Here is a 14,454-nt window from a genome sequence, read left to right on the forward strand (position 1 = left end):
TGATGGTGGGGCAGGGAGAGGCGCATGGCCGAGGGCGCAGCCGAGCAGGACGACCAGGCGGGCAGGGCGCAAGGACTGCGTGAAGGCCAGCGCCGCCTTGCGCAATGGGTCCGCGATTATAGCCGCCTGCCTGGCATCCCCGACGAGTTCCTGGGACCCGACGGCGCCCCGCGGGCGGTCTGGAGCCGCTTCTTCGATGCCTTCGGCGCGCTCGCGCCCGACGAGGTCGAGCGTCGCTTTGGCATGGCCGACCGCCATCTCCGCGAGGCCGGCGTCACCTACCGCGCCCCAGGCGACAGTGCCGACCGGCCGTGGTCGATCAGCCATCTGCCGCTCCTGATCGACGAGGCCGACTGGAAGCAGCTCTCCGCTGGCATCACCCAGCGCGCCGAATTGCTCGAGCTCGTGCTGCGCGACATCTATGGCGAGGGGCGCCTCATCGCCGAGGGCGCACTGCCCGCGGCTGCGATCGCCGGCAGTCCCGAATATCTCCGCCCCGTCTGCGGCGTGCCGCCGCCCGGCGGGCGCTACCTCTCGATCTATGCCGCCGATGTCGGCCGCGGTCCTGACGGCCGCTGGTGGGTGCTTGGCGACCGCACGCAGGCGCCGTCGGGGGCCGGCTATGCGCTGGAGAACCGCCTGGTGCTCTCGCGCGCCTTCTCCGATCTCTACAAGTCGATGAATGTGCCGCGCGTCGCGCCGTTCTTCGAGGCGTTCCGCGATAGCCTGCGCGCGCGTGCCGACCGCGACGAGCCGCGGATCGGCGTGCTCACGCCGGGCAGCTTCAGCGAGACCTATTTCGAGCATGCGACGCTGGCGCGCTATCTCGGCTTCCTCCTGGTTGAGGGCGACGATCTCGCGGTCAGCGACAACCGCGTTCACATCCGCACCGTCGCCGGCCTGAAGCGGCTCGACGTGCTCTTGCGCCGCGTCGATTCCAACTCGCTCGACCCGCTCGAGCTCGACGCGTCCTCGCATCTCGGCGTGCCGGGGCTGATCGACGTGCTGCGCAAGGACGGCGTCGTCATCGCCAACATGCCGGGCTCGGGCGTGCCGGAAGCACGGGCGCTGCTCGGCTTCCTGCCGGCGCTGAGCCGCCGCCTGCTCGGCGAGGAGCTGAAGATGCCGCACATCGCGACCTGGTGGTGCGGCCAGCGCGCGGCGCGCGACGAGGTGCTGGCGCGGCTCGACGAGGTCGCGATCGAGGGTGCCTACCGACGCGGCGTTCCCGGCTTCGACAGCACGGGACCGGTGCTCGCGAGCGAGTTGGATGCGAGCGAGCGCCAGCGCCTGGTCGATGCGATCACCGCGCGCGGCATGGACTATGTCGGTCAGGAGGTGGTGCGGCTCTCGACCATGCCGGTGTGGGAGCAGGGCCAGCTCACGCCGCGGCCGTTCGTGCTGCGCGTGTTCGCAGCCGCCACGCCCGATGGCTGGGCCATCATGCCCGGCGGCTTCTGCCGGATCGCCGAGCAGGCCGACGCGCGCGCGGTATCGATGGGCGACGGTGCCCGCGCCGCCGACGTCTGGGTCGTCTCGGACAAGCAGGTCTCGACCGCGACGCTGCTGCCGGCGACCGACAAGGTGCGCATCCGCCGCATCGCCGGCGTGCTGCCGAGCCGCGCCGCCGACAATCTGTTCTGGCTCGGCCGCTATCTGGAACGCGCCGAGGCGACGCTGCGCCTGGTGCGCGCGTTGGGATCGCCGAGCGGGCCCAACAAGGGCAGCTCGGCTACGATGCAGTCGATTGAACGGATCCAGCGCCTGCTGGTCGCATGGGGCGCGGTCTCGCAAACCTCGCGCGCGGCGCCTGGACCTATCGTCGCCGAAGCGCTGCAGAGCCCGGAGCGTTTCGGCTCGTCGCTGTCGCTGGTCCGCGCGGCGCAGCGCACGGCGACCTCGTTGCGCGAGCGCCTCTCGCCTGATGCCTGGCAGGTCATCACCGAGATGGCCGAGCGCCTCGCCCACGAGGTCGAGGACGACGACAGCGTCTTGAGCGCGGCCGAGCTCACTTTGCAGGAGCTCGCGAGCTTTGCAGGCCTCGCGCAGGAGAACATGAACCGCGCCGCCGGCTGGCGCTTTCTCGACATCGGCCGCCGCGTCGAGCGCGCCGTCAACACCACGCGCTTCACGCGTCAATTCGCCTATGACGAGGCCGGCGACGAGGATCTCGACATCCTGCTGACGCTGGTGGATTGCCAGATCACCTACCGCTCGCGCTATCTGCTGGCGCCGGTCCTGGCGCCGGTACGCGACCTCGCCGTGCTCGATCCCTACAATCCGCGTTCGGTGGCGTTCCAGGTGACGACGCTCAACGAGCACATCGCCGCGCTGCCGAGCCTGAAGGAGCACGGCCTGATCGAGAAGCCGCAGCGGCTTGCAGTGGCGATGCAGGCGATGCTCGCGACCGCGGAGGCCGAGAAGCTCGAGGTCAAGACGCTGTTCGCGCTGGAGCAGGATCTGCTCAGCCTCGCGGAGGCGATCGGGCAGCACTATTTCCCGCACGGCCCCAATGCCAGCCGGCCGGAAAAGTTGACGGGGCTGGCGTGATCTACGACATCCGTCACGTCACGACTTACGAATATGAGAGTCCGGTCAGCTTCGCCCGCTGCACGCTGCGGCTGGAGCCGAACAGCGGCAATGGCCAGGAACTGATCTCACACCACGTCGAGATCCGTCCGCGTCCGGCCGAGCGCAATCTCCGCCGCGATTTCTTTGGCACGCTCACCGAGAGCGTGGTGATCGAAGCTGCGCACCGCAACTTGCGGATCGATTCTCGATCACGTGTGTCCGTCTCGCGACAGCCGCCAGCGCGTGATGCGGAAAGCCCGGCCTGGGAAAGCATTCGCGACATTGCCTTCGAGGCGACGAGCCTCGGGCCGTCCTCGCCAGTCGGCTATGTCTTTGCGAGCCCGCTGGTGCCGGTGTTGCATCCGCTCAGCGCCTACGCGGCGATGAGCTTTGCGCCCGGCGCCGGCATCCTCAAAGGTGCAGCCAATCTCATGCACCGCATCCGCAGCGATTTTCGCTACGACCCAAAGGCGACGGTGATCTCGACGCCGCTCGGCGAGGTCTTCGACAAGCGTCACGGCGTCTGCCAGGATTTTGCTCATGTGATGATCGCAGGGTTGCGCGGGCTCGGCCTGCCTGCAGCCTATGTCAGCGGTTATCTGCGTACCGTTCCGCTGGCGGGCCAGCCGCGTCTGCAAGGTGCCGACGCCACCCACGCTTGGGTGTCGCTGTGGTGCGGGCCGGAGCTCGGCTGGGTCGATTTCGATCCCACCAACGATCTCCTGGTCGCAAATGACCATATCGTGCTCGCGGTCGGGCGCGATTTTTCCGACGTGTCGCCGGTCGACGGCATCATCGTCGGCTCGCCGAAGCAGAAACTCGGCGTCGCCGTGGATGTGCTGCTGGTGGAATGACCGCAATCTTGCGGTTTGGACGGAAGCGACCCTAAGATGTATCGCGCCGCAACTGCAACTGAGATATGACGCAGCGCAACGGCAACATATTTTCGTGTTTTCGTGCCGGGATTTGGTCAGTCGGCCCAAGATGGGCTATGCTCGCTCGTGCGTCGAGGACAAGAATGAGGCGTCGGGAGTTGGTATGGAACACCAGCGACAGACGGGGCTGCATCCATGATGACGTTACCGAGACTGGCGGCCGAGACCCTCGAGAAGATGCTGGGCTCGTTCATGCGTCGCCGGTACGACGAGACCTCTGCCAGGATGCTGGAAGGCTCGACGCGCACCGCGATGGAATGCATCGGCAACAGCGACGCGCTGTATCACAACATCGAGCATACGATGCTGGTGACTCTGGCCGCCCAGGCGATCCTCATGGGACGTAATCTCCATGCGCATCTTGCCGCGGAGGACTACCTCCATATCCTGATCGCCTGCCTTGCGCACGATATCGGCTATGTTCGCGGCCTGTTTCCTGAGGATGACGAAGACGGTTTCATCATCGACGAGGCGGGAACCAAGGTGTCGCTGCCGCGGGGCGCGTCGGATGCCAGTCTGATGATGTATCACGTTGATCGCTCCAAACTCTTTGTGCGGCGGCGGCTGCCGCCGATCCGCGGCCTCGACTCTGAGCGTGTCGCGCGCGCCATCGAGGGCACGCGGTTTCCTGCCCGCGAGGGCCAGGACTATGACAAGGACGCCTCGATCCTGCGCGCCGCCGATTTCATCGGCCAGCTCGGCGATCCCAACTATCTGCGCAAGGCCAACGCGCTCTATTACGAGTTCGAGGAGGTCGGCATCAACCGCCAGCTCGGCTACGACTCGCCCGCCGACATCGTCAACCGCTACCCACAGTTCTACTGGAACAGCGTCGCGCCGCACATCCAGACCGAGATCGGCTATCTCAACAAGACCGAGATCGGCCGGCAGTGGATCGCCAATCTTTACAGCAACGTGTTCCGCGCCGAACGCGACATCTCGCTGTCCGGTCCGCAGAAATGAGATCGAGCTCGAAGCTCGGATGAGCGCAGCGATATCCGGGTTCAGCATGCCTCATCCCGGATGTCGCTTCGCTGGTCCGGACTATGATAGCGAACAGCTTGGCGAAAAAATCATGCAACACAAAACGATCGCCACCGACATCCTCGAGATCGCCTATCTCGACTATGGCCCGATCGACGGCTGGCCCTGCATCATGGGCCACGGCTTTCCCTACGATGTGAACGCCTACGCCGAGGCCGCACCGATCATTGCACGGGCCGGCGCGCGGGTGCTGGTGCCCTGGCTGCGCGGCTACGGGCCGACGCGGTTTCGTGCTGCCGGGACGCTGCGCTCCGGCGAACAGGCGGCGCTTGGCGTGGATCTCCTGGCCTTCATGGACGCCCTCGGCATCAAGCGCGCGGTCGTCGGCGGCTATGACTGGGGCGGACGCGCCGCCTGCGTGGTTTCGGCGCTCTATCCGGAGCGCGTGATCGCCCTCGTCTCCGGCAATTCCTACAACATCCAGAACATCGCCCGCGCGATGGAGCCGGCCTCGCCGGCCGAAGAGGCCGCGCTCTGGTATCAATATCTCTTCCACAACGAGCGCGGCCGCCGCGCGCTGGAGCGCAACCGGCGCGGCTTTGCGCGTCAGCTCTGGTCGATGTGGTCGCCGAAATGGACGTTCGACGAGGCGACGTTCGAGAAAAGCGCGCTATCCTTCGACAATCCTGATTTTGTCGATGTCGTGATCCATTCCTACCGCCACCGCTATGCGCTTGTTGACGGCGACCCCGCCTATGCCGCGATCGAGGCCAAGCTCGCCGCGCAGCCGCCGATCCGCGTCCCGACCATCGCAATCGACGGCGACAGCGACGGCGTCAATCCTGGCACCGCCCATCACGCGCGCAAGTTCGAGGGGTTGTTCGAGCGGCGCGTCTTCACGAATGCGGGTCATAATTTGCCGCAGGAGCGGCCGGTCGAATGGGCGAGGGCCGTGCTCGACGTCCGGAAAGCGGCCGCATAGAGCCCGTTTCTAGTCTCGCGGCTGGCTTGTCTGTCATGCTTCCGATTTTTCCTGATTCTGGGAACCTTTTCCGATTGCAGCCGTCCAAGCTGTGGGGCCGCCTCTGTGTTGCGGCTCGTCGCAAGGGGAGGATCTAGATGAAGTCACAAGTGCGCAAGCTGGAACGTGTCGCGGTTGCGCAGAGGCCAACCGAACGGCCTGATCGGGCGGAGGTCGAGCAAGCGGTCCGGACCATGATCCGCTGGGCGGGCGATGATCCCGCGCGCGACGGCCTGCGCGATACACCGGATCGGGTTGCGCGTGCCTTCGAAGAATATTTTTCCGGCTATGCGCTGGATCCAACCGAAATCCTGCAAAAGACCTTCGAGGAAATCGAGGGCTATGACGAGATGATCGTCCTGCGCGGCGTCCGCTTCGAAAGCCATTGCGAGCACCACATGGCGCCGATCGTCGGCCGCGCCTGGGTTGCCTATATTCCGCAAGGGCGCGTGGTCGGCATCTCAAAGCTGGCGCGCGTGGTGGACATCTATGCGAAACGCCTCCAGATCCAGGAGAAGATGACCGCGCAGATCGCCAATACCATCAACGACGTGCTGAAGCCCGAAGGCGTCGGCGTCATCATCAAGGCGACGCATCACTGCATGACCACGCGCGGTGCGCACAAGCCCGGGACCGATCTCGTCACCAGCCGCATGCTGGGCGTGTTCCGCGACAATGCGCTGACACGTCAGGAGCTGTTGGGGCTGGCCAATTCGGACGATTGATCCGCGCTTGCTCAAGGAGATGACGCCATGACCGAGGACAACAAGCCGAGCGGACCCGATCTGGCCAGGGGCGTATCACTGACCGCGTTCGAGGACGGCAAATTGCTCGGCCACGTCGGCGAGGAAGACGTCCTGCTGGTGCAGGCCGGCAGCGAGATTTTTGCGATCGAGCCGGCCTGCAGCCACTACCACGGCCCGCTCGCCGATGGTCTGGTGGTCGGCGACACCATCCGCTGTCCCTGGCATCACGCCTGCTTCTCCCTGCGCACAGGCGAAGCCACCCGCCCGCCGGCGCTGAACGCGCTGGCGGTGTGGGAGGTCACGCGCGATCGGGACAACATCGTCGTCCAGCGCAAGCGCGACGCACCGAAGCCGTCGGCAGCGCATCGCAGCGCGTCGACGCCGGAGAAATTCGTGATCATCGGCGGCGGCGCGGCTGGCTTCGCCGCGGCCGACACGCTCCGGCGCGAGGGCTTTGCCGGTGCCATCACCATGCTCAGCAATGACGGCGCGATGCCGGTCGACCGGCCCAACCTCTCAAAGGATTACCTCGCCGGCAACGCGCCAGAGGATTGGCTGCCGCTGCGGGCCGAGGATTATTATCACGACGCGGGCATCGATCTCAGGCTCAACACGAACGTCTCCGCCATTGATCCGCAGGCGCGCAACGTCACGCTGGGCAATGGCGACAGACTGCCGTTCGACAAGCTGCTGCTGGCGACCGGGGCCGAGCCGGTCAAGTTGCAGATCCCGGGCGCGGACCAGCCGCGCGTCCACACCTTGCGCTCGGTTGCCGATAGCCGCGCCATCATCACGGCCGCAGGGACCGCCAAGCGCGCCCTGGTGATCGGCGCCAGTTTTATCGGCCTCGAAGTCGCAGCTTCCTTGCGGGCGCGGAAGATCGAGGTGCATGTGGTCGCGCCCGAGCAACGGCCGATGCAGCGCGTGCTCGGCTCGGAGATGGGCGACTTCGTTCGCGCACTGCACGAAGAAAACGGTGTGATCTTCCACCTCGAGGACACCGTGGAGAAGCTCGAGGGCGCACGCGCCACGCTGAAGAGCGGCGGCGTCATCGAGGCCGATCTCGTCGTGGTCGGCATCGGCGTCAAGCCGCGTCTCGCGCTCGCCGAGCAGGCGGGTCTTGCCGCCGATCGCGGCGTGAGCGTGAACGAATATCTGGAGACCAGCGCATCCGGCATCTTCGCCGTCGGCGACATCGCGCGCTGGCCCGATCCGCACTCAGGCCAGAACATCCGCGTCGAGCATTGGGTCGTTGCCGAGCGCCAGGGCCAGACCGCAGCGCGCAACATGCTCGGCAAGCGCGAGCGCTTCGACGCGGTGCCGTTCTTCTGGTCCCAGCATTACGATGTGCCGATCAACTATGTCGGCCACGCCGAGAGCTTTGACGATATAGTGATCGACGGCAGCATCCCGGGCAAGGACTGCCTGCTGAAGTACCGCAAGGGCGCCCGCGTGCTCGCGGTTGCTTCGATTTACCGTGATCTCGACAATCTCAAGGCCGAGCTCGGGATGGAGCGGTCGCGCACCTGAAGCCAAGCATCGGGTTTGACCCTCAACTCCTCACGTTACAGGCGCTGGAGGCGCTCCATCAGCAACTCGACGCAAGACCGTCTGGCGCAACTCCGCTGATCTGATGTGCTGACAAAAAACAGCACGCAGCGCGTTCGCTTCGCGCGGAGATGATCACCGGGGAGAAACCATGAAATCCGCCTTGGTCCTGGCCGCAGCGCTGGCTTCCGCCTGTCTGTTCACGCCCGTCGCCGCGCAAAAATCCTACGGTCCGGGCGTCACCGACACCGAGATCAAGATCGGCAATACCATGCCCTATAGCGGCCCGGCCTCGCCGCTCAGCATCACCGGCAGGGTGATCGCGGCCTATTTCGATGAGGTCAACGAGAAGGGCGGGGTCAATGGCCGCAAGCTCAATCTGATTTCCCTGGACGACGCCTTCTCCCCGCCCAAGACCATGGAAGCGGCGCGGCGGCTGGTCGAAGGCGATGGCGTCGCCTTCATCTTCGCCACCATGGGCACCGCGCCGAGCTCGGCGATCGCAAAGTACCTGAACAGCAACAAGGTGCCGCAGCTGTTCCTGATCAGTTCGGCCTCGAAATGGAACGATCCCGCCAACATGCCCTGGTCAATGGCGCTGCCATGGGCGCCGAACTACACCAGCGAAGCGGCGATCGACGTCGCCTATGCCCGTGCCAAGAATCCGAATGCGCGCTTTGCGGTGCTCTATCAGAACGACGACGCTGGGAAGGAATATCTGCGCGGCGTCAAGGAAGCGCTCGGTGCCGACGCCGACAAGGCGATCGCGATGGCCTCGAGCTTCGAGGTTGCCGACCCCACAGTCGATTCCCAGGTGCTGACGCTCGCCAATACCAAGGCCGACGTCTTCATGATCTATTCGGTGACGCCGCGCGCCTGCGCGCAGGCGATCCGCAAGGCGCATGAGGTCGGCTGGCAGCCGACGCGCTTCCTCGCCTCCGGCTGCGCCAACAAGGCGACCGTGATGGTGCCGGCCGGCCTCGATGCCGGCAAGGGCGTGCTGTCGCTCGGCGCGCTCAAGCCGTTCGTCGCCGAGCCCAAGAACGATCCGGCGATGACGGCCTATATCGATTTCATGAAGAAGCGCCTGCCCAATGCAGACATCAACAACGTCGCCGGCCTCTACGGCTACACCGTGGCCGAGGCGCTGGTGGTCCTGCTCAAGCAGTGCAAGGACAATCTGACGCGCGAGAACATCATGGCGCAGGCGTCGAACCTGAAGAACGTGCCGCTGTCGCTGCTGATGCCCGGCATCACCCTCAACACCACCCCGCAGGATTTCCGCCCGATCAAAGACGGCTACATGCTCCAGTTCGACGGCAACGACTGGGTCGTGGCGAGCGAGCTGCTGCGCGGTACCTGACGCGCCGGCCGAGCGAACGGGAGGATACGATGGATTTTCAACACTCCGCCCGTTCGCTCGAGCTCCAGGACCGCGTCCGCCAATTCATGCGGACGCATGTCGAGCCCGTCGAGGAGCTCTATTACGAGCAGGTCAAGCCGGAGGCCGCGCGCTACAAGACGCCGCAGGTGCTTCAGGACCTGAAGAAGCTGGCGCGGGAGCACGGGCTCTGGAACCTGTTTCTCTCCGGCGAGCACGGACCGGGCCTCAGCAACCTCGACTACGCGCCCGTGAAGGAGATCATGGGCCGCATCCTCTGGGCGCCCGAGGTCTTCAACTGCTCGGCCCCTGATGTCGGCAACATGGAGGTGCTGGCGAACTACGGCACGCCCGCGCAGCAGGAGCGCTGGCTGAAGCCGCTGCTGGAAGGGCGCATCCGCTCCGGCTTCTCGATGACGGAGCCGCAGGTCGCCTCCAGCGATGCCACCAATATCCAGTGCGAGATCCGCCGCGACGGCGACGATTACGTCATCAATGGCCGCAAATGGTTCACGTCAGGCGCCATGAACGAGGATTGCGAGATCCTGATCGTGATGGGCAAGACCGCGCCCGATCATCCCGACCGCCACCGCCAGCAATCCATGATCCTGGTGCCCAAGGCGACGCCTGGCGTGCGCATCGTCCGCGATATGCTGACCTACGGCTATGACGACGCGCCGGTCGGCCATCCCGAGATCGTCTACGACAACGTCCGTGTGCCCGCTGAGAACATCCTGCTCGGCGAGGGCCGCGGTTTCGAGATCGCGCAGGGGCGGCTCGGGCCCGGCCGCATCCACCATTGCATGCGGCTGATCGGCTGTGCTCAGCGCGCGCTGGAACTGATGTGCCGGCGAGCGACTTCCCGTCTTGCCTTCGGCAAGCCGCTGGCGGAGCAGGGCTCGGTGCGCGAGGACATCGCGCACTCCTTCTGCGAGATTGCGCAGGCGCGGCTGCTCACGCTGCAAGCCGCCGATAAGATGGACCGCGACGGCAACAAGGCCGCGCGCGACCTGATCGCCGCCGCCAAGATCGTGGTGCCCAGCATGGCCGCCCGCGTCATCGATCGCGCCATCCAGATCCACGGGGCTGCCGGCGTCTCGCAGGACACGTTCCTTGCGCGTGCTTACGTCTACGCCCGCTTCATCCGCATCGGCGACGGGCCGGACCAGGTGCATCTTGCGGCGGTGGGGAAGGAGCTGATCAGGCGTGGCGGGGTGACGGCGGGCTAGGGCTATTGCGCTCCTGCTCTCGGTCAGTCGGATAGCCAGGCTGCCCATGTCGAATGCAGGCGCACCGGGCCCACGTCTCCAGGGCTTGATAGCTCTCGCCCGAAAAAGACCGTGATGGCCACCGGAAGCGAGATCTCTGCGGCAGGGCGAAGTGCCTTCACTGTTACCCTCTTTTAGGGCGTGTGGGCTAAACACGCGGGTGCCCGATCGATGCGGATGTCCGCCTAGGCTGCCACGGGCTGCTCTGCAGGAGAAGGTACGCCGTGGGTCTGTTAGATGACCAATTCAGCGCAAGACGACGTTGGATTGTCGTGGCTGCGATCCTCCTGGCGGCCCTGGTCATTCAAATCCCCCTCGTCCTCCACGCGGATCTGGGCTGGCTTCTGACTGCAAACGAAAAGATCCTGGATGGCCGGAAGCTCGGCATCGACCTCTTTGAGTCCAACCCGCCTCTGTCGGTCTACATGTACATGCCGACGGTGATGCTCGCGCGCGTGACCGGTGTTGCACCCGAATTCGTCGTGATCGTCTTGGTGATTGCCGAGATCGCCGGCGCGCTTCTGTTGATGGACCGAGCGGCCGCAGCCGCAAGGCTGGGAGCCCGGGAGAGAAGTATTTCAACCTGGTCGTTTGCGCTTCTGCTCGCAATTCTTCCGGGTGCCATCTTTGGACAACGTGAACACATCGCGGTGATCGCGTTGATCCCGTTTGTCGCCGTCGCCGCACTGCGCTGGCGCGGGCTCGATTCTGGATGGGTGGCGATCGTCGCCGGAGCGGGGGCGGGGCTCGCCATGAGTATCAAGCCATTCTTTGCTCTGGTGGCAGGCCTCCCGATCATCCTGGGCGCGCTCCGCCAGCGTTCTTTCAGGTCCTTGTTCACCTCGGAAGCGTGCACGGCTGCTGCTGTCGTCATCGGCTACGCGGCGGTGGTGATAGCCGTCTTCCCCGCCTATCTCTCCACCTATGCCCCGATGGTCGCCGAGGCGTATCTGCCGATCAGAAGGGAATTTGGTCGCCTGCTCCCCATTCCAATCGCGGTGATAGGCGCTTCCATCGGCTTCCTGCGCCTGCTTGGCCGCCAAACTCTCAAAATGCAGAGCGAGGCGATCCCTTGGCTGGCCGCCGCGGTCGGCGGAGCCGCGGGTTTCCTTCTTCAGGGCAAGGGCTGGCCATATACGGCTTTCGCGCTTTGTCTGTTTGCGATTGCGGCGCCGCTGCTACAGGCCTGCGCGAGGGCAGTGCGAGCGCCGATTGTGATCGGTGGCCTCGCAACCGTTGTGGCCATCGGGCTGTATTTGTCCTCACCGGCCCCAGGGTTTCCGCCGCTGAAGGAGCGTGTCCAGGCCCTCGTGAAGCAGCCGCGGCTGATTACGATCACCGACCACATCGGACTGGGGCACCCCCTCGTCCGTCAGATCGGCGGCACTTGGGTGGGCAGCTCGTGTGCGCAGCTTTTGGCGGCCGGCGCAATACTGCGCGAGAACAGCTCGCAACCGACTCCGGAGGAGCGGGCACGATTGGACAGCATCATCAATTTCGAACGACGGCATTTGCTGGCGGACCTGCGAAACGGTCGGCCAAATGTCATTCTCGTGGATACTTATCTGCTGAGCACGTTCGAGTTCGATTGGTTGGCCTGGGCCAATTCAGACGCTGAACTCAAGCTGGAGCTAAGTCGCTATCGCGAAATCGAGGACGTCGGCCGCGTTCGCATCTTCGTCGATCGATCAAGCCTGGAATGATAAGCCGCTCTCTCGTTCGATGTGCACCGACCGAACGGCAGATAAAGGCTTGCGGCGCAGCCGGGGCTGCAGGGAGAACGCTGGAGGGCGCGCCATTGCGATGGTGACATCATGCCCCTGTTTTGCCCGACGTGTCAAACGGCTTCGTGAAATCCGCAGTCGTTGGCGCCGACCGTCAAGTCATTGATATAGCTGCCCCCGCCTACTGTGCATGGGGTTGTTTTTCGACTTTTTTCGAGGATGGGCCTTGCCGTTCGCTCACCCCGCCTTGGCGGTGCGGCCGTCCGCCGCGCCCGAACGCAGGTTCTGGAAGAATTTCTCCACCTCGCGCGACAGCGTGTCCGCCGTCTCCGTCAGGCTGCTCGCCGCCGTCAGCACGGATGCCGCCGCCGTGTCGGTCTCGCCGATCGCGTCGCGCAGCGAGGTGATGTTGGCGACCAGGGTCTCGTTGCCCTGCGCGGCCGATTGCGCGTTGGAGGAAATCTCGCGCGTGGCGGCGTCCTGCTGGTCGATGGCGCCGGCGATCGCCGAGGTGACCTCGTTGATCTCGCGCACCGCGCCGCCGATCTCGCGGACGGCCTCGACCGCATTGCGCGTGGAGGCCTGGATCATCGAGACGTTCTCGCCGATCTCGGCGGTGGCCTTGGCGGTCTGGCCCGCGAGCGCCTTCACCTCATGGGCGACGACGGCAAAGCCGCGGCCGGCATCGCCGGCGCGGGCCGCCTCGATGGTGGCGTTGAGCGCGAGCAGGTTGGTCTGCTCGGCGATCGCCTGGATCAGGTTGAGAACGCCGTCGATACGTTGGGTGGCCGCGGCAAGGCTCTCGATCTCGGAGATCGACTTCTCGGTGCGCTGGCCGGTCTGCTCGACCGCGCCGGCGGATTGCCGCACCTGGCGACCGATCTCTTCCACCGAGGCCGACAGTTCCTCGGCGGCGCTCGCCACCGCCGTGACGTTCTGCGAGGCCTGCTCGGTGGCGTTCGCCGCCGTGCCGGCGCGACTATTCGCATCCGCAGTGACGCGCGTGATGGTCTGCGCCGTCTCGCGCATGGTGGAGGCGTTGTCGCTGAGGCCGCGCATGATGGCGCCAATCGCCTCGCGAAACGCCTCGACGGATTTTTCGATATGGCGGGCGCGCTCCTCGCGCGCGGCGGAGTCGTGCGAGACCTGCGAGGCGAGATTGCGGTTGCGGTCCATTGCCTCCTGGAAGACCTCGATCGCGCGTGCCAGCGCGCCGATCTCGTCGGCTCGGTTGCTATAGGGCACCACGACGTTCTCGGTCCCGTCGGCGACCTGCTTGATGGTCGCCGTGATGGCCGAGAGAGGCCGTGCGATCGAGCGGGCGATGATGACGATACCGATCACGACCAGGGCCAGCGCGATGCCGCCGAGGCAGGTCAGGACGAAAGACAGCGTGCGATTGGTCTCGGTCTGCTGGACGATTTGCCTGCCGCGTTCGGCATACACCTTGGAGAGCGCTTCGAGGTCCTTGTTCAGCGCCGAGCGCACGCTGCGATTGGCGTCGTTGTCGCCCCATTCGCGGCCCGCGGCCGCATTGATCTCAATGCCGCGGCGCACCAGCTCCTTGCGGAACTCGACGAACTGTTCGATGCGCTTCTTGAAGGTGGAAAACTGCTCGGCGTCGTCGGCCTTGACGATAGTCTCCCAGCGCTTCACGACGTCGAGGATCTGCGCGTTGAACTTGAGCAGGCCCTCGCCGTATTTCTTCACCACGGCGGGCTCGGTCGACATGTAGACGCCGCGCGATTCCATCACGACCGCATAGACCAGCGAGTTGACCCGCTCGACGTTCAGCGCGGCCGCGTTCGCCGTCTCGATCGCGCTGGTCAGGTCGGCGCTGCGGCGGCTGTTGTAGTCGGACAGCATCGCGATCGCTGCCGTGAGCAGCGCAAACAGCGCGAAAATCGCGTAGAGCTTGGTGGCAAGCGTGAAACGGCCGGCGAGGCCAGCGGCATTCCCAGATCGGTCTGATGGCATGGTGTTCAAGAGGCCCGTGATGGCCTGGAGCGGCCGGTGGCGCGGTCGTTTGAATTTGATGCAAAACTATGCAGAACGAAGATGGATGCGGCGTTAACGCCGCAGGCCCGGAAGAGCGCGCCGGCCGGGCGGAAACACGAAATGTTTCAGCTGGTTGGGAAAGCTCAGTCGATCTCGGGCAGGTCGCCCCCGGGAATCCGGCGGGACGCTCCAAACATCGGCGTGCACGCCGGCCGCCGAAAGCGTATTCCTACCGTCGGGATCGCCTTCGAGATTGAATTTGGACTCGGCCACTGGCC

Annotated in this window: 10 protein-coding genes; 9 read left to right on the plus strand and 1 reads right to left on the minus strand. The window is 65.3% G+C overall.

Annotated elements, in window-relative coordinates; translation table 11 throughout:
• Positions 1–24: 24 nt before the first annotated feature.
• The 9 genes from IVA78_RS30345 (at position 25) to IVA78_RS30385 (ending at position 12,157) form a co-directional block, all read left to right on the plus strand.
• Positions 25–2,550, plus strand: a complete 2,526-nt coding sequence (locus tag IVA78_RS30345) for a circularly permuted type 2 ATP-grasp protein (RefSeq protein ID WP_247448580.1) — start codon at positions 25–27, stop codon at positions 2,548–2,550.
• Positions 2,547–3,425, plus strand: a complete 879-nt coding sequence (locus tag IVA78_RS30350; protein WP_247278918.1) for a transglutaminase family protein — start codon at positions 2,547–2,549, stop codon at positions 3,423–3,425. Before IVA78_RS30345 ends, IVA78_RS30350 begins: the two co-directional genes overlap by 4 nt.
• 216 nt (positions 3,426–3,641) lie before the next feature.
• The gene (locus IVA78_RS30355) at positions 3,642–4,469 is read left to right on the plus strand and encodes an HD domain-containing protein (protein WP_247278917.1); all 828 of its coding nucleotides are present in this window, start codon (positions 3,642–3,644) and stop codon (positions 4,467–4,469) included.
• A gap of 112 nt (positions 4,470–4,581) precedes the next feature.
• Positions 4,582–5,472, plus strand: a complete 891-nt coding sequence (locus tag IVA78_RS30360) for an alpha/beta hydrolase (protein WP_247278916.1) — start codon at positions 4,582–4,584, stop codon at positions 5,470–5,472.
• Positions 5,473–5,609: 137 nt separating this feature from the next.
• Positions 5,610–6,236, plus strand: a complete 627-nt coding sequence (gene folE, locus IVA78_RS30365; protein WP_247278915.1) for a GTP cyclohydrolase I FolE — start codon at positions 5,610–5,612, stop codon at positions 6,234–6,236.
• A 27-nt stretch (positions 6,237–6,263) separates the two neighbouring features.
• The gene (locus IVA78_RS30370) at positions 6,264–7,787 is read left to right on the plus strand and encodes an FAD-dependent oxidoreductase (protein WP_247278914.1); all 1,524 of its coding nucleotides are present in this window, start codon (positions 6,264–6,266) and stop codon (positions 7,785–7,787) included.
• Positions 7,788–7,956: 169 nt separating this feature from the next.
• Positions 7,957–9,168 carry an ABC transporter substrate-binding protein gene (locus IVA78_RS30375; RefSeq protein WP_247278913.1) on the plus strand — a complete coding sequence of 404 codons (1,212 nt, stop codon included), beginning with the start codon at positions 7,957–7,959 and terminating at the stop codon, positions 9,166–9,168.
• A 29-nt stretch (positions 9,169–9,197) separates the two neighbouring features.
• Complete coding sequence (locus IVA78_RS30380; protein WP_247278912.1) at positions 9,198–10,415, plus strand: acyl-CoA dehydrogenase family protein; 1,218 nt, start codon at positions 9,198–9,200, stop codon at positions 10,413–10,415.
• 311 nt (positions 10,416–10,726) lie between these two features.
• A complete protein-coding gene (locus tag IVA78_RS30385; RefSeq protein ID WP_247278911.1) occupies positions 10,727–12,157 on the plus strand; it encodes a hypothetical protein in 1,431 nt (476 codons plus the stop codon).
• 258 nt (positions 12,158–12,415) lie between these two features.
• On the opposite strand, the gene IVA78_RS30390 is transcribed toward IVA78_RS30385, so the two are convergent.
• Positions 12,416–14,155: a methyl-accepting chemotaxis protein gene (locus tag IVA78_RS30390; RefSeq protein ID WP_247278910.1), complete on the minus strand. Its 1,740-nt coding sequence runs from the start codon at positions 14,153–14,155 to the stop codon at positions 12,416–12,418.
• Positions 14,156–14,454: the final 299 nt, after the last annotated feature.

The organism is Bradyrhizobium sp. 137, from assembly GCF_023074095.1.
Classification (GTDB): Bacteria; Pseudomonadota; Alphaproteobacteria; order Rhizobiales; family Xanthobacteraceae; genus Bradyrhizobium.

Coding starts and splice junctions, on each gene's coding strand:
- IVA78_RS30345 (WP_247448580.1), top strand. CDS start 25: ATGGCCGAGGGCGCAGCCGAGCAGGACGACCAGGCGGGCAGGGCGCAA.
- IVA78_RS30375 (WP_247278913.1), top strand. CDS start 7,957: ATGAAATCCGCCTTGGTCCTGGCCGCAGCGCTGGCTTCCGCCTGTCTG.
- IVA78_RS30390 (WP_247278910.1), bottom strand. CDS start 14,155: ATGCCATCAGACCGATCTGGGAATGCCGCTGGCCTCGCCGGCCGTTTC.
- IVA78_RS30370 (WP_247278914.1), top strand. CDS start 6,264: ATGACCGAGGACAACAAGCCGAGCGGACCCGATCTGGCCAGGGGCGTA.
- IVA78_RS30355 (WP_247278917.1), top strand. CDS start 3,642: ATGATGACGTTACCGAGACTGGCGGCCGAGACCCTCGAGAAGATGCTG.
- IVA78_RS30360 (WP_247278916.1), top strand. CDS start 4,582: ATGCAACACAAAACGATCGCCACCGACATCCTCGAGATCGCCTATCTC.
- folE (WP_247278915.1), top strand. CDS start 5,610: ATGAAGTCACAAGTGCGCAAGCTGGAACGTGTCGCGGTTGCGCAGAGG.
- IVA78_RS30380 (WP_247278912.1), top strand. CDS start 9,198: ATGGATTTTCAACACTCCGCCCGTTCGCTCGAGCTCCAGGACCGCGTC.